This is a genomic window from Ensifer sp. ENS11, from assembly GCF_014851895.1.
Lineage (GTDB): Bacteria > Pseudomonadota > Alphaproteobacteria > Rhizobiales > Rhizobiaceae > Ensifer > Ensifer canadensis.
The window spans coordinates 145,752-163,150 of sequence record NZ_JACVAN010000002.1 but is presented as its reverse complement, the minus strand read 5'-3'; the positions used below and the strand labels follow the sequence as shown (position 1 = coordinate 163,150).

General features: G+C 61.1%; 18 protein-coding genes and 1 pseudogene. 10 read left to right on the top strand and 9 right to left on the bottom strand.

Annotated features, from left to right (window positions below; translation table 11 throughout):
- Positions 1-90 precede the first annotated feature (90 nt).
- Positions 91-1,194, top strand: a complete 1,104-nt coding sequence (locus tag IB264_RS04865) for a COX15/CtaA family protein (protein ID WP_025426550.1) — start codon at positions 91-93, stop codon at positions 1,192-1,194.
- Between the two features lie 71 nt (positions 1,195-1,265).
- Here IB264_RS04865 and argC read toward each other — a convergent pair whose 3' ends face one another.
- A complete protein-coding gene (gene argC, locus IB264_RS04860; protein ID WP_025426551.1) occupies positions 1,266-2,198 on the bottom strand; it encodes an N-acetyl-gamma-glutamyl-phosphate reductase in 933 nt (310 codons plus the stop codon).
- Positions 2,199-2,498: 300 nt separating this feature from the next.
- Here argC and IB264_RS35345 point away from each other — a divergent pair, with 300 nt between their 5' ends.
- Complete coding sequence (locus IB264_RS35345; RefSeq protein WP_192433202.1) at positions 2,499-4,184, top strand: sulfatase-like hydrolase/transferase; 1,686 nt, start codon at positions 2,499-2,501, stop codon at positions 4,182-4,184.
- 12 nt (positions 4,185-4,196) lie between these two features.
- Here IB264_RS35345 and speB read toward each other — a convergent pair whose 3' ends face one another.
- Both speB and IB264_RS04845 read right to left on the bottom strand, forming a co-directional pair.
- A complete protein-coding gene (gene speB / locus IB264_RS04850; protein WP_025426553.1) occupies positions 4,197-5,159 on the bottom strand; it encodes an agmatinase in 963 nt (320 codons plus the stop codon).
- Between the two features lie 183 nt (positions 5,160-5,342).
- Positions 5,343-6,134, bottom strand: a complete 792-nt coding sequence (locus IB264_RS04845; RefSeq protein ID WP_025426554.1) for a phenylalanine 4-monooxygenase — start codon at positions 6,132-6,134, stop codon at positions 5,343-5,345.
- A gap of 112 nt (positions 6,135-6,246) precedes the next feature.
- On the opposite strand from IB264_RS04845, the gene IB264_RS04840 reads away from it, so the two are divergent.
- Complete coding sequence (locus IB264_RS04840; protein ID WP_051509158.1) at positions 6,247-6,720, top strand: Lrp/AsnC family transcriptional regulator; 474 nt, start codon at positions 6,247-6,249, stop codon at positions 6,718-6,720.
- 54 nt (positions 6,721-6,774) lie between these two features.
- Here IB264_RS04840 and rpsI read toward each other — a convergent pair whose 3' ends face one another.
- The 3 genes from rpsI to IB264_RS04825 form a co-directional block, all read right to left on the bottom strand.
- Positions 6,775-7,242 (bottom strand): 30S ribosomal protein S9, encoded by a 468-nt coding sequence (rpsI, locus tag IB264_RS04835; RefSeq protein ID WP_025426556.1) that lies wholly within the window; start codon positions 7,240-7,242, stop codon positions 6,775-6,777.
- Positions 7,242-7,706, bottom strand: coding sequence for a 50S ribosomal protein L13 (gene rplM, locus IB264_RS04830; RefSeq protein ID WP_025426557.1), 465 nt, complete (start codon positions 7,704-7,706; stop codon positions 7,242-7,244). Before rplM ends, rpsI begins: the two co-directional genes overlap by 1 nt.
- Positions 7,707-7,931: 225 nt before the next feature.
- Positions 7,932-8,363 carry a PaaI family thioesterase gene (locus IB264_RS04825; protein WP_025426558.1) on the bottom strand — a complete coding sequence of 144 codons (432 nt, stop codon included), beginning with the start codon at positions 8,361-8,363 and terminating at the stop codon, positions 7,932-7,934.
- A 172-nt stretch (positions 8,364-8,535) separates the two neighbouring features.
- Here IB264_RS04825 and IB264_RS04820 point away from each other — a divergent pair, with 172 nt between their 5' ends.
- Entirely contained in the window at positions 8,536-9,357 is an 822-nt protein-coding gene (locus IB264_RS04820) for an enoyl-CoA hydratase (RefSeq protein WP_025426559.1), read from the top strand.
- 19 nt (positions 9,358-9,376) lie between these two features.
- Here the strand turns inward: IB264_RS04820 and IB264_RS04815 are convergent, their stop codons facing one another.
- Positions 9,377-10,213: an EamA family transporter gene (locus tag IB264_RS04815; protein WP_025426560.1), complete on the bottom strand. Its 837-nt coding sequence runs from the start codon at positions 10,211-10,213 to the stop codon at positions 9,377-9,379.
- Between the two features lie 198 nt (positions 10,214-10,411).
- Between IB264_RS04815 and IB264_RS04810 the strand changes: the two genes are divergently transcribed.
- From IB264_RS04810 to IB264_RS04800, 3 genes are all read left to right on the top strand, one after another.
- Entirely contained in the window at positions 10,412-10,840 is a 429-nt protein-coding gene (locus IB264_RS04810; RefSeq protein WP_025426561.1) for a CoA-binding protein, read from the top strand.
- A 212-nt stretch (positions 10,841-11,052) separates the two neighbouring features.
- Positions 11,053-12,336 (top strand): O-acetylhomoserine aminocarboxypropyltransferase, encoded by a 1,284-nt coding sequence (locus tag IB264_RS04805; protein WP_025426562.1) that lies wholly within the window; start codon positions 11,053-11,055, stop codon positions 12,334-12,336.
- A 56-nt stretch (positions 12,337-12,392) separates the two neighbouring features.
- Positions 12,393-12,737, top strand: coding sequence for a cupin domain-containing protein (locus IB264_RS04800; protein WP_025426563.1), 345 nt, complete (start codon positions 12,393-12,395; stop codon positions 12,735-12,737).
- Positions 12,738-12,745: 8 nt separating this feature from the next.
- Here the strand turns inward: IB264_RS04800 and IB264_RS04795 are convergent, their stop codons facing one another.
- Positions 12,746-13,234: a MarR family winged helix-turn-helix transcriptional regulator gene (locus tag IB264_RS04795; protein WP_025426564.1), complete on the bottom strand. Its 489-nt coding sequence runs from the start codon at positions 13,232-13,234 to the stop codon at positions 12,746-12,748.
- A 128-nt stretch (positions 13,235-13,362) separates the two neighbouring features.
- On the opposite strand from IB264_RS04795, the gene IB264_RS04790 reads away from it, so the two are divergent.
- Positions 13,363-14,181, top strand: a complete 819-nt coding sequence (locus IB264_RS04790; RefSeq protein WP_025426565.1) for an SDR family oxidoreductase — start codon at positions 13,363-13,365, stop codon at positions 14,179-14,181.
- A 94-nt stretch (positions 14,182-14,275) separates the two neighbouring features.
- On the opposite strand, the gene IB264_RS04785 is transcribed toward IB264_RS04790, so the two are convergent.
- Positions 14,276-15,523, bottom strand: a complete 1,248-nt coding sequence (locus IB264_RS04785) for a cytochrome P450 (RefSeq protein ID WP_025426566.1) — start codon at positions 15,521-15,523, stop codon at positions 14,276-14,278.
- Between the two features lie 257 nt (positions 15,524-15,780).
- Between IB264_RS04785 and IB264_RS04780 the strand changes: the two are divergent.
- Together IB264_RS04780 and IB264_RS04775 are read left to right on the top strand one after the other, a co-directional pair.
- A pseudogene (locus IB264_RS04780) lies at positions 15,781-16,293 on the top strand (VOC family protein).
- Positions 16,294-16,529: 236 nt separating this feature from the next.
- Positions 16,530-17,387 carry an endonuclease/exonuclease/phosphatase family protein gene (locus tag IB264_RS04775; protein ID WP_025426567.1) on the top strand — a complete coding sequence of 286 codons (858 nt, stop codon included), beginning with the start codon at positions 16,530-16,532 and terminating at the stop codon, positions 17,385-17,387.
- The last annotated feature ends 12 nt before the right edge of the window (positions 17,388-17,399 follow it).

Sequence of the window (17,399 nt, the reverse complement as noted above, 5' to 3'; positions counted from 1 at the left end):
TGCATGCCGCTCTGGTGCAAATCAACGGCTTTCCGGCAGGCGCGGCGATGAACCGCTCGCCGCCAACCCCGCGATACCAGAGGGAAAGCCATGGCAGGCGTCGAATTGGCGACAGAACAGATGCTCCGAAGCGAGATTGGCAGGACCGATCGCAACCGCCGGCAGATCCGCGGCTGGCTCGTCGTCGTTCTCTTTACGCTTTTTGCGCTGGTGCTTGTCGGCGGCGCGACGCGCCTGACCGAATCCGGCCTTTCGATCACGGAGTGGAAACCTATCCACGGTGTGATCCCGCCGCTGACGGCCGAGGAGTGGGAGGAGGAGTTCCAGCTCTACCAGCGCATTCCGCAATACCAACAGCTCAACAACGGCATGACCGTCGGCGAGTTCAAGACGATCTTCTGGTGGGAATGGGCGCACCGGCTGCTGGCGCGCACCATCGGCATCATCTTCGCCGTGCCGCTCGCCTTCTTCTGGCTGACGGGTCGGGTCGAACGCCGGCTGCGCTGGCCGCTGCTCGGCATTCTGGCGCTCGGTGGCTTCCAGGGTTTTATCGGCTGGTGGATGGTTTCGTCCGGTCTGGTGGAGCGGACCGAAGTCAGTCAATACAGGCTGGCGACCCACCTCGTCATCGCCTGTTTGATCTTCGCCGCCTGCATGTGGATCCAGCGCGGCCTTTGTCCGCATTCCGATGATGCGGCGCCGACGGATCGTTCGCGTCGGATGGCCGCCATCATCGCAATCATGAGCCTGTTCCAGATCTATCTCGGCGCGCTGGTTGCCGGGCTCGATGCGGGCTTCAGCTACAATACCTGGCCGCTGATGGATGGCGCGTGGATCCCGTCCGATCTTTTCCTGCAGCACCCCTGGTGGATCAATGTCTTCGAGAACCCGAAGACCGTGCAGTTCATCCACCGGATCGGCGCCTACGTGCTGTTTGCGCTGGCGTTGATGCACGTGATCGCCTCGGTGCGGGCGGCGCCGGAATCGACCCATGCGCGCCGCTCGGTATTGCTGTTCGTGCTCGTCTGCGTCCAGGCGATCATCGGCATCACGACGCTCCTGCTGCAGGTGCCGGTCGGCTGGGGCGTCCTGCATCAGGGCGGTGCGCTGGTGGTGCTCGGCTTTGCCATCGCCCATTGGCGCGGCTTCATCGGCGAATATCCGAAGCCGACTGCAATCGAGTTGCGCAACTAAAACCCACAATCGCAAAGAAAAACCCGGCGAACGTCTCGCCGGGTTTTTTCGTTTGCAATTGCTGTAACCGATCAGGCGGACAGCATCAAATCCATGTTCTGGACAGCGGCCCCCGAGGCCCCTTTGCCGAGATTGTCGAGCAGAGCGACGAGGTTCACGTGAGTTCCGCCAGGCGTGCCGAACACGAACAGCTTCATCGTGTCTGCTCCTGCAAGTTCCGTGGCGTCGATGCGGCCGAGCTTTTCGCTGACGGCCAGCGGGACAACGTCGACGATCGATTGGCCGGCATAGTGCTCGACGAGCGCCGCATGAATGTTCTCGATCGTCGCGCCGGAGGCGAGATCGTCGAGATAGAGCGGAACCTGAACGATCATGCCCTGCGGGAATTTGCCGACGGATGGCGCAAATACCGGTGCGCGGTCGAGCAGGCCATGCATCTTCATCTCCGGCACGTGCTTGTGCTTGAGCGTCAGCCCATAGAGGAAATGTGGCGCGCTGATGTGATCCGGGTTCGCCTCGTCTTCCATCTGCGCGATCATCTGCTTGCCGCCGCCGGTATAGCCGGAAACGGCATTGACCGTGACCGGGTATCCATCGGGCAGGATGCCGGCCTGACGCAGCGGCCGGATCACGCCGATTGCACCCGTCGGGTAGCAGCCGGGATTGGCGACGTGGCGGGCGTCACGGATCTTGGCGGGCTGTGTCTTGTCCATCTCCGCAAAGCCGTAGGCCCAGTCGGGAGTGATGCGATGCGCGGTCGACGTGTCGATGATGCGTACCCGGTTGTTGCCGGCAACCATGGAGACGGCCTCGCGCGATGCGTCGTCCGGCAGGCAGAGGATTGCGATGTCGGCATTGTTCAGAAGATCTTCGCGCATCGCGGCATTGCGTCGCTCGGCTTCCGGTATCGACAGGAGTTCGAGATCGCTGCGGCCGGCCATGCGGGTGCGGATCTGCAGCCCGGTGGTGCCGTGTTCGCCATCGATGAAGATCTTCGGTTTCATGATTTTCCCGTTCGTCCAGAAGGTTACGAGTCATTCCGGAATCAATCTGACACAGATTTGATTCAGTTTCTCAACGCCCCGTTCGCGCGTGAAGCGCCCGCCCGGTGGCGCGGTGGTGTTCATATATAAGCAGCGGCCGGAGCCCGCAACTGGGCGGCCCGCGCAAGCAACGGGCCGGCGACGCCGCGCCGCGCATTCCACGCTTAACCATGAATTGTGATTTACAACCCAGAGGTTGCCTTGTCGTCGGTAATTCTGCATCTGAGGCGCTGTCATAAAACTGTCATATGGGAGCAGAGGGTGAAATACGTGATCGAGCAGGCCGGGCGCGTGCTCAGGCATCCGCTGCCTATCTCGCTGGCGTTCCTGACGCTGCTCCAGGCCTTACACTATTTCGATACGCGGTGGCGGTTCGTGCCCTTCCTCGTCGCCGTGACGCTGGCGATCGCCGCACTGCTGTTCCTCTTGTCGCGCCGGCCGACTTTTTCGCTCTGGGCAGCGGGATTGACGGTATTGCTCATTGCGGCGATGTCGGAGGTCAAGTTCCGCCTCAAGGGTTTTTCCCTGCACGTTTTCGATTTCGCCTTTACCGGCCTTGATCGATCTGCGCTTTCCTTTCTGGTCGGCTCCTACTTCAATTTGTTGATTGCCGGACTGGCTGCGCTGGCCGCAGCATTCGTGTTCCTGGTCGTGGCATTCAGGAGCGACCGCCGGTCGGCTCGCTCTTTTGTCGTGCGCGCTTGCCTGTTTGTCATAGCGGCAGTCGGTGTTGTCGCTCTTTATCCGCAGAAGAACGGCGAGCCAGACTACGTCCATTACATCTCCGGTTATGACGCCTCGTCCTTCTTCGTGTCGATCGGCGATCTTGAGTTTCCGCTCGGGCGGATCGTCCTTGCCGGTCGACTGGAAAATGTCGAAGCGGAGGGGAAGCTCAGCGATGACATCAGCTGCGGCGTGGCGGCCAGCCAGCCCGACCTGTTTCTCGTTCTCAGCGAGAGCCAGACCAGCCCCAGCTATTTCCCGCAGGTAACGGTCCCTGAATGGATGAGTGCGTCGTTCCAATCACAGGACGGCCGGGTGCATCCGATGCAGGTCGAGACGTTCGGCGGCGGCACATGGGTCACGAATTTCTCCGTGATGACGGGGCTCTCCGGAGCAGATTTCGGCTGGCAGAGCCCCTATGTGACGCAGATCCTGGAAGGCCGGGTCAAGGCGAGCCTGCCGAGCCTCATGGCACGCTGCGGCTATCGCACCATCGCCGTGATGCCGATGCAGGCGAGCTTCGTCAATGAAGGGCCGTTCCTGACCTCGATCGGATTCCAGGATATCGTCGATTTCGACGCAATGAAACCGGAGTCGCACTTCGTGCGCGATCGTTTCTATTTCGATGTCGTAGAACGAATTGTGCGCGAGCACCGCGAAAAGGATCGGCGACCACTGTTCATTGCCATGCAGACCCTTTTCCCGCACGGCCCTTACGACATGACGCTGGTGCCGCAAGACGCCTTGCCGGACAAGGCTTTCGCTCCGGATGCCCAGGTTGACGAATACCTGCGGCGTGTTGCATTGTCCAAACAGGACCTGCAGGATTTTCGGCGCGAGCGTGAACGGATGCCAGGCCCCAATGGCACGATCGTGCTCGATTTCGGCGATCACCAGGCGGTTGCCACCAAGGACTACCTTGCCGCCGGTACCCCGGGAAACAATGTCTTTTCCGACCTGGGATCGATTGCCTACAAGACCTATTACACTGTGCACGGCTACGGGCGCGATATCGATATGCGGCCTTTCGCCATACCGTTGGACGTCGGTTTCCTTGCCGCAAGCCTGATCGAGGCTGCGGGCTTGCCGACATCGCCGACGTTCGAGGCGTTGGCACGACTACGCGATGCTTGCGAGGGGCGCTATCACGCGTGTCCTGATCGAGCGCTCGTCGATCAGCATCTCCGTCAGCGTCAGGACGCCGGTCTGCTCAATCTCGATTGACGGAGCAGGAAATCAGCGAAGCGTCGAACGCTCCGCCAGCTTTTCGGCGTGCAGGCCGAGCATGTACATGGCGACCGTCGCGCCGGCGATGGCGGTGATGTCCGCGTGGTCATAGGCAGGCGCGACTTCGACGACATCGCTTCCGACGACAGTCAGGGCTCCGAGCTTGCGTAGAACCGAGAGTATCTTGGCGCTGGATGGGCCGCCGGCGACCGGAGTGCCGGTGCCGGGCGCATAGGCAGGGTCGAGGCAATCGATGTCGAAGGTCAGATAGGCTTTGCGTTCCCCGACCTGCCGAATGATGGCGTCGGCAATGTCTGAAACACTCATTTCCTCGATGTCGTAGCCATAGAGAATGCGGATGCCGCAGTCTTCGGGCGCATGGGTGCGGATGCCGATCTGGATCGATGCGTCGGTATCGATCAGGCCCGCCCGCGCCGCACGGCCGACAAACGAGCCATGATCAATACGACCGCGTTCATCCGGCCAGGTGTCCTGGTGCGCGTCGAACTGGACGAGGGCGAGGGGGCCATGGATGGCCGCATGGGCTTTCAGGATCGGATAGGTGATGAAGTGGTCGCCGCCAAGCGTCTGCAGATAGGCGCCGCTCTTCAGGATCTTTGCCGCTTCGCGCTCGATCGTCGCCGGCGTTTTCGAGTGGTTGCCGTAGTCGAGCAGGCAGTCACCGTAATCGATGGTTGCCATTTCAGCAAAGAGGTCACGTTCGAACGGGTATTGCGGATCGTTGTCGAAGATCGCCGAGGCGCGGCGGATGGCCTGCGGCCCGAAGCGGGCGCCGGGACGATTGGAGGTTGCGGCGTCGAACGGGATGCCCCAGACGACGGCATCGACGTCCTTCAACTGCTTTGAGTATTTGCGCCGCATGAAGGAGAGAATGCCGGCATGCGTCGGGTCCGATGCCGCCGATGTGAGTGAGCGCGCCGTTAGCGCGTGATCGATCGTCCTGTTCGCCATATCCCGTCTCCCGTGTATGGCGGAACGTTGGACAATCGTCGCCGGCAAGGCAAGTCCCTGCCGGCGAATTCTACTGCATAGTTCCTTAAATCGATTCCGATTTAAGGATAAAAATATGTAGCAGGTTCAAAGTGTTACAGCGTCCTTCGCGCGTCATATTTGACGCGCGGCGCTGTAATGCTGTCAGGACGCCTTGGCTTCGAAGGTCGGCGCGAAGTCACCCAGCGCCTTGGCCTCGGTAATGCGCGCGCCGATGTCCTCTTCGATGATGGACTCGAGCTGCGCGAAGCTGTCGATCACGTAGTAGATCGGCTGGACGATATCGATGCGATAGGGGGTGCGCAGCACCGTCATCAGGTCGAAGGGGCGAAATTCACTCGCCGACGGCTCCATCGCCGTGCGGGTCTCGTTCGGCGACGACACGATGCCGGCACCGAAGCAGCGCCGACCTTGCGGCGTGTTGATCAGTCCGAACTCGACAGTGAACCAGAAGATCCGGAACATATGCCAGGAATAACCCTTGCCAAGTGCGACGGCCTTTTCGCCGAAGCGGCGGACGAAGTTGGCGTAGCTCTGGTTGGTCAGGAGCGGGCAATGGCCGAAGACCTCGTGGAAAATATCAGGCTCTTCGATATAGTCGATGTGTTCGCGCCTGCGGATGAAGGTTGCGAGCGGAAACTTGCCCTCAGACAGAAGTTCGTAGAACCGCGATGGCGGGATCAGTGCCGGTACGCCTTCGACACCGAAGCCGGTGGTTTCCTGCAGGCGGCGGTTGACGTCCTGCAACTGCGGCACGCGGTCAGGGCCAAGGCCAAGTTTGCGCGCGCCCTCCAGATATTCGTCGCAGGCCTTGTCGGCGAGCAGTGCCATCTGTCGCTGGTAAAGTTCGCCCCAGATCGCATCTTCCTCGGGCGTGTAGTGGTAGCTGCCATCGGGCTCCGGCAGTTTCGCGGTGTAGCTGCTTTCCTTGGGCATGACGTCTCCTCATTCGTCAAAACATCCGGTTGTTGCAATTGTATCGCGAATGGAGCGAGTATTTGTTTCACAGTTGCCGGCGGAAGCCGCTGATGCGGGAGGAAATTTCAAAATGTCGTCGGATTTGAAGGAAACTTCCCAGCCATTGCGCAAGCTGCTGAGGCTGATTCAGGCCGACAGCGGCCAGTCGCTGTCGGAGCTCGCGGAAAGCGCGGGCATGTCGCAAAGCTCCGCCTGGCGCCGGCTGCAGGAACTGGAGGCCGACGGCGTGATCCGCAAGCGGGTGGCGCTGCTCGATCCGTCGAAACTGGATCTGAAACTCTGCATCATCGCCCATGTGACGCTGGAGGATCATCATGACGAGGCCATCGCCTCTTTCTCGGCGGTTGTCCGCGATCGGCCGGAGATTATGGAGTGCTATGCGCTGTCGGGAACCTTCGACTACATGCTGAAGATCCGCGCGAACGACGTCGACAGCTATGACGCCTTCATGACGCGCTATCTCATGCGCAATCCGCATGTGCGCACGGTGGTTTCAAGCTTCGTGCTGCGCGAGTTGAAGTCGACGACCGAGCTGCCGATCTGAAACAAAAAAAGGCCGGGCGAACCCGGCCTTCCAAAATGCAGTGTCTTCCAGCGATTAACGCTTGGAGAACTGGAACGAACGGCGGGCCTTGGCCTTACCGTACTTCTTACGTTCGACGACACGGCTGTCGCGGGTCAGGAAGCCGCCCTTCTTCAGGACCGGACGCAGGCCCGGTTCGAAGTAGGTGAGCGCCTTGGAGATGCCGTGACGAACGGCACCGGCCTGGCCGGAGAGACCGCCACCGGCGACCGTCGCGTCGATGTCGAACTGGCCATCACGGGCAGCTGCGACGATCGGCTGCTGCAGGATCATCTGCAGAACCGGACGAGCGAAGTAGTCGAGGTACGGCTTGCCGTTGACGGTGATCTTGCCCGAGCCGGGCTTGACCCATACGCGGGCGACAGCGTTCTTACGCTTGCCGGTCGCGTAGGAGCGGCCCTGTGCATCGACCTTCTTGACGTGAACCGGAGCTGCCGGTTCCGCAGTCGTGGCGATTTCCTTGAGAGCGGAAAGGTCGGCCATTAGGCGCTCCTTGTGTTCTTGCTGTTCAGCTTGGCGACGTCGAGGACGGCCGGTTGCTGTGCTTCATGCGGATGGTTCGTGCCTGCGTAAACGCGCAGGTTCTTCATCTGGCGACGGCCGAGCGGGCCGCGGGGAACCATGCGCTCGACGGCCTTCTCGATGACGCGCTCCGGGAAGCGGCCTTCGATGATCTGGCGCGCGGTGCGCTCCTTGATGCCGCCGGGGTAGCCGGTGTGCCAGTAGTACTTCTTGTCGGTGTACTTCTTGCCCGTAAGCACGGCCTTCTCGGCGTTGATCACGATGACGTTGTCGCCATCGTCAACATGCGGCGTGAAGGTGGCTTTGTGCTTGCCGCGCAGGCGGTTCGCGATGATGGAAGCGAGGCGACCGACAACGAGGCCTTCGGCATCGATGATGATCCACTTCTTCTCCACCTCTGCAGGCTTCTGAACGAAGGTTGCCATAACAAAACTCTTTCTCTGGACCCGAACGGCGAACCGCTGGGCGTTTCTTGTTGCTTGGTTTTGACTGAAACTCAGCCAAAAGAAGAAAGCGGCCCGAGAGGGACCGCGATCTGAGGGTGCTTATACCCAAGCCCTAAACCGGCGTCAACAACGTGAATTTTGCAAGGTTGAAATAAAGTATTGCGAAAACAACGACTTAGCAATGTGGTACATTGATACCTCAATTTACTGAGGCGGAATCGAATAGGTCGCTGTCGCATGCGCCACGAGATCGTCGCTGCTGACCATTGCGATAGCGGCGTCAAGAACGGCCAATCGCTTACCGAGCTTGAGGATGCGGCAGGTGCATTCGAGCGGCCGCGGCTCCGGCTTGCGCAGGAAATTGATGTTGAGATTGGTGGTGACGGCAAGCGCCACAGGTCCGATATGGGCGATCAGCGCGATATAAGCCGAAACGTCCGCAAGCGCGAAAAGTGTCGGGCCCGATACGGTGCCGCCCGGCCGGATATGACGCTCGTTCGGATCGAGTCGCATCGTCGCAAATCCGGGGCCGGCCTCGGTGACATGGAACACTTTGCCGTCCGTGTGGACCTGAGGAAAGTCCGTGTCGAGAAACCGGTTCAGCTCCTCGACCGTCATGATGGGCTGGATCTTCATCGGCAGGTATTCCTTTGCGCTAACATCGACACTTAGTGAAGCCGACATGCGTTTTTGCGCAAGGCGGAAAAAGGTCTAAGTCGCGACAGCTACCACTGACTTGAAAGGTTGCAGGAGGCGGCGTACCACGGATGCCCATTTACGGGGATAGACAGGACAGCAGGAGAAAAGCATGGCGGACGTTGTTTCATTTCGGAAGGAAGAGCCGAGTGCATTGCTGGTGCGCGAGCTTTCGGGACCGGTGCTTCGGCTGACGCTCAACAACCCGCCAGCCAATGTGCTTTCGATCGAGCTGATGGAGGCGTTGCATACGGCGCTCGATGCCGTTGCCCATTCCAAGGACATCAGAGTTGTCGTGCTGGCGGCATCCGGCAAGCTGTTCTCCGCGGGCCACGACCTCAAGGAAATGACGGCACATCGGGCCGATGCCGACGGGGGCAGGGCCTTCTTCGAAACGACGATCCGCCTTGCTGCAGATTTGATGATCAAGATCACGCGGCTGCCCCAGGCGGTCATCGCCGAGTTCGACGGCCTGGCGACGGCAGCCGGTTGCCAGCTTGTTGCCAGCTGTGATCTGGCGATCTGCACCGACAGCTCCACCTTCTGCACGCCGGGCGTCAATATCGGCCTGTTCTGCTCGACGCCGATGGTGGCGCTGTCGCGGGCAGCACATCGCAAGCAGGCGATGGAAATGCTTCTGACAGGCGAGACCATCGATGCATCGACCGCCAAGGATTTCGGCCTGGTCAATCGCATCGTGCCCCAGCAATATCTTCGCCAGGTCGTCGACAAATATGCAGCCGTCATTGCTTCGAAATCGCCGCAGGCGCTGAAGATCGGCAAGGAAGCGTTCTATCGCCAGGCGGAAATGAGCCTTCCCGAGGCTTACGATTATGCGGTCGGCGTCATGGTCGAAAATATGCTGGCAGGCGACGCCGAGAACGGCATCGGCGCCTTCCTCGGCAAGCGGATGCCGGAGTGGGATAGGGAATAATTGGGATTGGGAATAGCGGTCAGGCCAGTTTCAGGAGCAGGGCGCCAAGCGCGATTACGCAGGCGGCGGCGATGCGCCAGATGCTGACGCGCTCCTTCAGAAACACCACGGAGATAACGACAGCGAACAGGATCGCGGTCTCGCGCAGCGCTGCGACGGTCGCGACCGGCGCCTTCGTCATCGCCCACAGTGCCAGGCCGTAGGCGCCAATGGAGCCGGCGCCGCCGATGAGGCCGCGCCACCAGTTCTTGTAGACGTGGCGGGCGACCGGCTTGATGCCCCGCCGGGCAAAGGCCCAGGTAAACAGCAACACCGGCGGAAGCAGCGCCATCCACAAAGTGTAGGAGATCGCGTTGCCCGACACCCGCGCGCCGATGCCGTCGACAAAGGTATAGCATGCAATCACGCAGGCATTGAGTAGCGCCAGGATGATCGCGTGTTTGCCGCCTTTTCGCGATTCGAAGGCGAGCGTCAGCACGCCGACGCTGATGGTCAACACACCCGCCATGGCGCCGGTTGTCAGCTGCTCGCCGATGATGACGCTGCTGGTGGAGGCGACGATCAGTGGCGCGACGCCGCGCATCAGGGGATAGACTAGCCCGATATCGCCGGCACGGTAGGAGGCAGCGACCAGCTGGAAATAGGCAAACTGGAAAAGCGCCGAAACCAGGATGAACGGCCAGGCTTCCGGCTGCGGCAATGGCAGGAACGGCAGGAAAGGAATGGCCACGACTGCCGCGCCGAGTGCGATCATTGCCGCATCGAGCGATTTCTCCGAGCCCGCCTTGACCAGCGCATTCCAGGTCGCGTGCAACAGCGCCCCGAAGAGGACGAGCGCAATGACATCAAGGGGCAAGGTGAAACCTCAGTGGAGAATGGGGCAGGCCGTTGCCAGCGTTGTCGCGCCACTGTACGGGAAAAGCAACCGGAAATTGGCGGGAGGATGCCTGTGCGGCGCTACAGCCGTTCCGCCGCCGCCATCGGGCGCTCGATTGACACCCGCCGCCACCGTGCGAACTATACACGCGTATAACAGATGAGTTCGGATCAGAACATGAACCACGACGCCTACCCGGATTATTACCTCGCCGACATCCTGCGTTCGACAAAGACGATCGCCCTCGTCGGTGCATCGCCGAACGCCGAGCGGCCGAGCCATCGGGTCATGGCCTTCCTGTTGCGCAAGGGCTATCGCGTCATCCCCATCAATCCGGGTCATGTCGGCAAGACGATCCTCGATCAGCCCGTCGTCGGCAGGCTCACCGACGTCAAGGAGCCGATCGACATGGTCGACGTCTTTCGCGCGGCCCATGCACTGCCGGCGCTCGTCGACGAGATCCTGGCGCTCGAGACCTTGCCGAAGGCGATCTGGGGCCAACTGTCGGTGAGGCACGACGCCGCTGCTGCCAAGGCGGAGGCCGCCGGTATCAAGGTCGTCATGGATCGCTGTCCGGCGATGGAGTATCCGCGTCTGATCGGCTGACACGGCATCGGCCACAGCGATGTTTCGTGCAACCGTCAGTTTTGAAAAAATCTTTCTTTGACCACGCGTGGCGGCTCTGGGATAGTGCCGCCGCTCCAGCGCATGAAGCCGAAATCGAAGCTGTTCTTCGACGCGCACGATGCCTGGAATCAAAGGGATAGGGTGCGTTTGGCGCCTCCATGGGAGGTGCGGCGCGGTCATGGGAGGGACGAATGACGAAAGACAATCCTGGTTTCAGCACGCTCGCAATCCACGCCGGAGCGCAACCAGATCCGACGACGGGCGCCCGGGCGACGCCGATCTACCAGACGACCAGCTTCGTCTTCAACGACACCGACCATGCGGCAGCACTCTTCGGCCTCCAGCAGTTCGGCAATATCTACACCCGCATCATGAACCCGACGCAGGCGGTGCTGGAAGAGCGCCTCGCCGCATTGGAAGGCGGCACTGCGGCGCTGGCGGTTGCTTCCGGGCATGCGGCCCAGCTTCTCGTATTCCACACGATCATGAGCCCGGGTGACAATTTCGTCGCCGCCAACCGTCTTTACGGTGGCTCGGTCAATCAGTTCGGCCATGCCTTCAAGTCCTTCGATTGGCAGGTTCGTTGGGCGGATCCGGGCGATCCTTCGAGCTTTGAGGCGAAGATCGATGCGCGCACCAAGGCGATCTTCATCGAAAGTCTCGCCAATCCGGGTGGTACCTTCGTCGATATCGCCGCGATTGCCGAGGTCGCACACAAGCATGGCCTGCCGCTGATCGTCGACAACACGATGGCGACACCCTACCTGCTGCGTCCGCTGGAGCACGGTGCGGATATCGTCGTGCATTCGCTCACCAAGTTCATCGGCGGTCATGGTAATTCGATGGGCGGCGTCATCGTCGATGGCGGCACCTTCGACTGGTCGAAGTCCGGCAAGTACCCAATGCTGTCGGAGCCGCGCCCGGAATATGCAGGCGTCGTGCTGCATCAGGCCTTTGGCAATTTCGCCTTTGCGATTGCTGCTCGCGTTCTCGGGCTTCGCGACTTCGGGCCGGCGATTTCGCCGTTCAACGCCTTCATGATCCTGACTGGCGTCGAGACGCTGCCGCTGCGCATGCAGCGCCATTGCGACAATGCGCTCGCCGTTGCCAAGTGGCTGAAGGGCCACGACAAGGTGTCCTGGGTCAACTATGCCGGGCTTGAGGACGATCCGAACAATGCGCTGCAAAAGCGCTATGCACCGAAGGGTGCCGGCGCCGTCTTCACCTTCGGTCTCAAGGACGGCTACGAGGCAGGAAAGCGCTTCGTCGAGGGGCTCGAGATGTTCTCTCACCTTGCCAATATCGGTGATACCCGTTCGCTCGTCATTCACCCGGCCTCGACCACCCATCGTCAGCTGACCCCGGAGCAGCTGGTTGCGGCGGGGGCAGGTCCCGATGTCGTGCGCCTGTCTGTCGGTATCGAAGACGTTTCCGACATCATCGCCGATCTCGAGCAGTCGCTCGCAAAGATCTGATATTGATATGAAAAAGAGGGGACGGACCTTCCGTCCCCTTATGGAGTTGGTGCGTGATGGTGAAGATGCAGAAATTCGACTTGGCGGCGATCGAGCCCGAAGTCGGCGGGCCTGCGGCCGATCGGCTGATTTCCGGCACGCCTCGGTTCCGCACCTGGAACGTCGAGGAGGCCGATGGCGGGATTTATGCCGGCGTCTGGGAATCCACGCCCGGAAAGTGGCGCATCGCCTATGACGAATGGGAGTACTTCCATATCCTGTCGGGCTACTCGGTCGTCACCGACGACGGCGGCGCAGTGGTGCACCTGCGCGCCGGCGACAGCATGATCCTCCAGCCCGGTTTCAAGGGAACGTGGGAGGTCATCGAGACGACCCGCAAGGATTACGTCATCCGCCTCTGATCGACCCGTTATCCCTTTGCGCCCGGCTCGGTACCGTCCGATGCCCGGGTGAACGCTTCGGCAAACGAGGCTTCCGAGATTCCGTTCAGCGCCCGCCGCAAGGCTTCGGCCTCCTGTTTACCGAGAGCATTGTCGAAGCGCGCCTGCGCCTTGCGCCAGAGATCCGTCGTCTCCCGCTGCTTCTTGGCGCCGAAGGGCGTCAGCTGAACGCGCTTCACTCGCCGGTCCGACGCGTCGGGCACAAGCTCGACATAGCCGTCGCGGATGAGTGGCTTCAGCGTGTGACCAAGCGCCGACAGGTCCATCACCAACAGATCCGCGAGCGTGCGCAGCGACGCATTCTTGCTATGGGCGATCTGGCTCAGCAGCGAATACTGCGTGCCGCGCAATCCGCTTGGTGCGAGCACATCCTCATAGAGCTGTCCTAACTGTCGCGAGGCGCGCTTCAGCGCACTGTTGGTGCAGAAGTCCCAGATTCCCTTCGGCGTGTCGTCCATCGTTTCCTCCGTCGGGAGCTGCGGCGCCCATTTTCGACTTTGGTAGCGCCACTCTTGCGCAGCGTCCAGTTTGCTGTATATTTAGTGGCATATACCACTAGATTGAAATCCGAACAAGGAAACCGACAATGCGTGCAGTGGAGAAAAGGGGTAAGGCGCTGGTGACGGGCGCGTCGTCGGGCATCGGCGCGACCTATGCGGACCGCTTGGCGCAACGCGGCCATGACCTGGTTCTGGTGGCACGCGATAAAAAGCGTCTCTCCGATCTTGCCGCCAAGCTGTCGGCGCAATACGGTGTGACGGTCGACGTGCTCAAGGCGGACTTGACGCTACGGGATGACGTAAGGCTGGTCGAGAAGCGCCTGCGCGAAGACGAGGCAATCGAACTCCTTGTCAACAACGCGGGGATCGGTCCGAAGGGACCGCTGCTCACTGATGACCTGGACTATCTCGAAGCCATGATCGAGCTGAACGTCGTCGCCGTGAACCGGTTGGCGATTGCCGCCGCCCAGACATTCGCGATGCGCGGCAAGGGAGCGATCATCAACATCGCCTCCGTCGTCGCGCTGGTGCCCGAGCGGTTCAACGGCACATACAATGCCTCCAAGGCGTTTGTGCTTAACCTGACGCAATCGATCAACGTGGAAGCGGCAGACAAGGGCGTCAGGGTTCAGGCGGTGCTGCCCGGGCTGACCCGCACCGAGATCTTTGACCGGGCCGGCGGCTCGATCGACCGGCTCGACCCTTCGATGGTGATGGACGTCACCGATCTCGTCGACGCGGCACTTGCCGGTTTCGACCAGGGAGAACTGGTCACCATTCCATCGTTGCCCGACGCTGCCGACTGGCACGCCTTCACAAAGGCGCGCATGGTGCTGTCGCCCAATCTTTCGCATGACAGGCCGGCGGCGCGCTACGGTGTCGAACAGACGGCCGCCGCCGTCTAAACCCCAACGCATTCGCCTCTGCAATTGGGATCAAACGGCTTCGGCGGTTGCGTCGAAGCCGTTTGCTTTGCGCAGACCGGGCAGGGGTGTCCCTTCACCAAACGAGATCGAGCCGCTCCAGGCCATGGAAATGGAAACTGTCCTTCACTTCCGGCGGGTGTTTCAGCCGCATCCCGGGCAAGCGCTGGAACAGGATCGGCAGCGACAGCTTGAGTTCGAGCCGGGCGAGCGGCGCTCCGATGCAGAAGTGCAGGCCCGCACCGAACGAGACGTTGACGCCCTCGTCGCGCGCAGGCTTGAAGCGGTCAGGGTCGCTGAACTTCCGCGGATCGACATTGGCGGCACCAAGAAGCAGGCCGATCTTGTCGCCCTTGCGAAGCGCAATCCCTTCGTCGAGTTCGATATCCGACAGCGCATAGCGTTGAAAGATATGCAGCGGTGCGGCAAATCGGAGGCACTCCTCGATCGCAAGATCGGTCGTCGCCTCCGTTGCGAACAGATCTCCCGGCGCGTGGTCCGACTGCAGGATCGTTCTGACCGCGTTGCCGATCTGATGGACGGTCGCCTCGTGGCCGGCGTTGAGAAGCAGGGCGGCCGTCGAAACCAGCTCTGCCTCGGACAATCGCTCTCCATCTTTCTCCGACGTGATCATATGTGTCAGCAGATCGTCGGCCGGCTTGCGGCGCTTCTCGGCGATGATGGTCTTGAGGTAGTCGGCGAAGTCGGCGGAGGCCTGGTTGGCGTCGAACTCGGTCTCGTGGCTCCGATTGAAGACGTACATTCTCACCATGCGATGCGACCAATCGAGCAGGTTTGGCGCGGCGTCGACGGGAATGCCGAGCATCCTGGCGATGATCGTGACCGGGATCGTTTCGGCATAGGTCTTCAGTAGCTCGACTTCGCCGTCCTGCTCGAAACCGTCGATGATCGTATGCGAAAGCCGTTCGATGTCCGGCCGCAACTGTTCGATCTGCCGGGAGACGAAGGCGCGGTTGACGAGGGTGCGAAGCCTGGTGTGGGTCGGCGGTTCGAGCTCCAGTAGCGAATGCTCCTCAAGTGCGTCGAAATCCTTCAGATGCGGCTTCGGTGCCGGCATGCCGAGTTCTTCGCGTGTCGCCACGTGTAGGATCTGCCGGCCAAAACGCCGGTCGCGTAGCAACGCGTTCACCTGGTCGTAGCCCGCGAAATACCATTGTTCGCGCTCGCTCCAGTAAAATGCCGGGCAATGGGCGTGAATTTCCGCGTAAGCCGACAGTGGCGCACGGTAGAAATCCGGGTCGTGCACGTCGATCGAAACGCTTCGCTTGGCGCTGTCGATGATGATGGCGGGCTTGGGCGGCATGATCTGGCTCTTTGCAAGGCGGGTGCGACAGCTATTTCTAAGGGCGACCGGGTTCGCCCCGCAAGAGTACAAGTTGCAGAGCCCTGACCGATCGACAGCGCGACTGAGTGGTTGTCGCAACGGGTCATCGGCTTGCGGTATCAGCGCGTTGACAAGATAGCTCACCGCGAGTCAATGTTCTGACGCTGCGTAGGGCGCATCGGTGCAAGGTCGAAAGGGCAACGCCCACCTACGGTAGATAGACCTTAGTTGCGCCCATGCCGAACCTCGAAAACCTCAAGAAGCAGGCCCGACCTGGATGATCGGGAAATATTGAAGGCAGACTTCAAGCTCGCCGACGCCCAGGAACTGGTCGCATGCAAGCAAAACAAGCAGCACCGCGCCCTGTTCTGCAATCGACTTCGGCACAATTGTTCGTCGCCGATATCAAGGCGTCTTGCGACTTCGTCACCGACAAACTCGGTTTTGCCGTCGACTTCGTCTACGGCGATCCACCCTTCTATGGCCAGGTGAAACGCGACAATGCGCTGCTCGCATTGCGCCTGGTCTGCGAGCCTGTCTTCGTCGGCGACATCAGAGAGCGGGAGCATCTGCTTTCCGCCTCCTTGACCGTCGCCACATCGGATGAGCTCAAGCGCCTGTTCCTCGACTATCAGGCCGCCGGCGTGCGTTTTCACCAAACATTGCGGACCGAGCCTTGGGGTGCGCGGAACTTCATCGTCCTTGATCCCGACGGCAATCTGATCCTCTTTGCCGGTCCGGCGGATTGAAGGTCGCGTTTGCGCAACGGCGGGTGGCCCGGCGGCCGGCCGTCATTCTCCAGCCCTCAAAAATGCGGGAAACAGTCTACCTGTGCCTTGAGGTCTGAGCGGCGCCGATGACTGTGGAGCAGTTCGAAAAAGCGCCACTGCCGCCATTTCGAACGGAACAAGTTTTGGTCTGGAGCCTTTTTCAGTGGCGTCCGGCGACCTATTTGCGCATGATGCGGCAGCAAGCAGGGAGCGGCATGGCAAAAAACCAGACCAGTCTATCGGCGGGCATCGTAGCGGCAATCCGCAAGCGGCGACCCACCGTCGTCAGCCGTGAGGCGGCGGTCAACCGCGGTGATATCGTCATCGCTTCCTACAACATCCACAAATGTGTCGGCACCGATGGCCGCTTTGATCCGGGCCGCACGGCCCAAGTGATCGGCGAACTCGGCGCCGATATCGTCGCCCTTCAGGAAGCCGACCAGCGGTTCGGTGAGCGGGCAGGGCTCCTCGATCTGGAACATCTGCGGCGCGAAGCGCATCTCGTATCCGTTCCGATCTCGGGCTTCTCCACCAAGGGGCATGGCTGGCACGGCAATGTGCTGCTTCTGCGTGAAGGTGCGGTTTCCGACGTACAGCAACTGAAACTTCCGGGTGTCGAGCCGCGCGGAGCGCTCGTTGTCGATCTTGACCTCAGGATGGGGCCGCTGCGCGTGATCGCCGCCCATCTCGGATTGCTTCGTCATTCCCGCGCGCAACAGGCCGAGGCGATCATCGAGGCGGCCTCCGATGCGGGCGGACGACCCACGCTTTTGATCGGCGACCTCAACGAGTGGCGCATGGGCAAACGGTCGTCGCTGTCCTTCCTTAGCCCCGTCTTCGACCCCTCGCATGCGACCGTCGCGAGCTTTCCCTCTCGCTTTCCGCTGTTGCCGCTCGATCGCGTTCTCGGCAACCCGCACAGCCTGGTGACATCGGTCGCAGTGCACGATTCTCCTCTGGCCCGCATCGCTTCCGATCATTTGCCGGTCAAGGCATCGATCGATCTGAAGGTCGGCAAGCGGGAAGACCATAACAACGAACGGATTGAAGTGAGCCGGGCCGGATCGGCCTGAGACACTTTCTGG

Coding starts and splice junctions, on each gene's coding strand:
- IB264_RS04775 (WP_025426567.1), top strand. CDS start 16,530: ATGGCAAAAAACCAGACCAGTCTATCGGCGGGCATCGTAGCGGCAATC.
- speB (WP_025426553.1), bottom strand. CDS start 5,159: ATGGCGAACAGGACGATCGATCACGCGCTAACGGCGCGCTCACTCACA.
- IB264_RS04865 (WP_025426550.1), top strand. CDS start 91: ATGGCAGGCGTCGAATTGGCGACAGAACAGATGCTCCGAAGCGAGATT.
- IB264_RS04845 (WP_025426554.1), bottom strand. CDS start 6,134: ATGCCCAAGGAAAGCAGCTACACCGCGAAACTGCCGGAGCCCGATGGC.
- argC (WP_025426551.1), bottom strand. CDS start 2,198: ATGAAACCGAAGATCTTCATCGATGGCGAACACGGCACCACCGGGCTG.
- IB264_RS04805 (WP_025426562.1), top strand. CDS start 11,053: ATGACGAAAGACAATCCTGGTTTCAGCACGCTCGCAATCCACGCCGGA.
- IB264_RS04810 (WP_025426561.1), top strand. CDS start 10,412: ATGAACCACGACGCCTACCCGGATTATTACCTCGCCGACATCCTGCGT.
- IB264_RS04790 (WP_025426565.1), top strand. CDS start 13,363: ATGCGTGCAGTGGAGAAAAGGGGTAAGGCGCTGGTGACGGGCGCGTCG.
- IB264_RS04840 (WP_051509158.1), top strand. CDS start 6,247: ATGTCGTCGGATTTGAAGGAAACTTCCCAGCCATTGCGCAAGCTGCTG.
- IB264_RS04820 (WP_025426559.1), top strand. CDS start 8,536: ATGGCGGACGTTGTTTCATTTCGGAAGGAAGAGCCGAGTGCATTGCTG.
- IB264_RS04795 (WP_025426564.1), bottom strand. CDS start 13,234: ATGGACGACACGCCGAAGGGAATCTGGGACTTCTGCACCAACAGTGCG.
- IB264_RS04825 (WP_025426558.1), bottom strand. CDS start 8,363: ATGAAGATCCAGCCCATCATGACGGTCGAGGAGCTGAACCGGTTTCTC.
- IB264_RS04785 (WP_025426566.1), bottom strand. CDS start 15,523: ATGCCGCCCAAGCCCGCCATCATCATCGACAGCGCCAAGCGAAGCGTT.
- rplM (WP_025426557.1), bottom strand. CDS start 7,706: ATGGCAACCTTCGTTCAGAAGCCTGCAGAGGTGGAGAAGAAGTGGATC.
- IB264_RS04800 (WP_025426563.1), top strand. CDS start 12,393: ATGGTGAAGATGCAGAAATTCGACTTGGCGGCGATCGAGCCCGAAGTC.
- rpsI (WP_025426556.1), bottom strand. CDS start 7,242: ATGGCCGACCTTTCCGCTCTCAAGGAAATCGCCACGACTGCGGAACCG.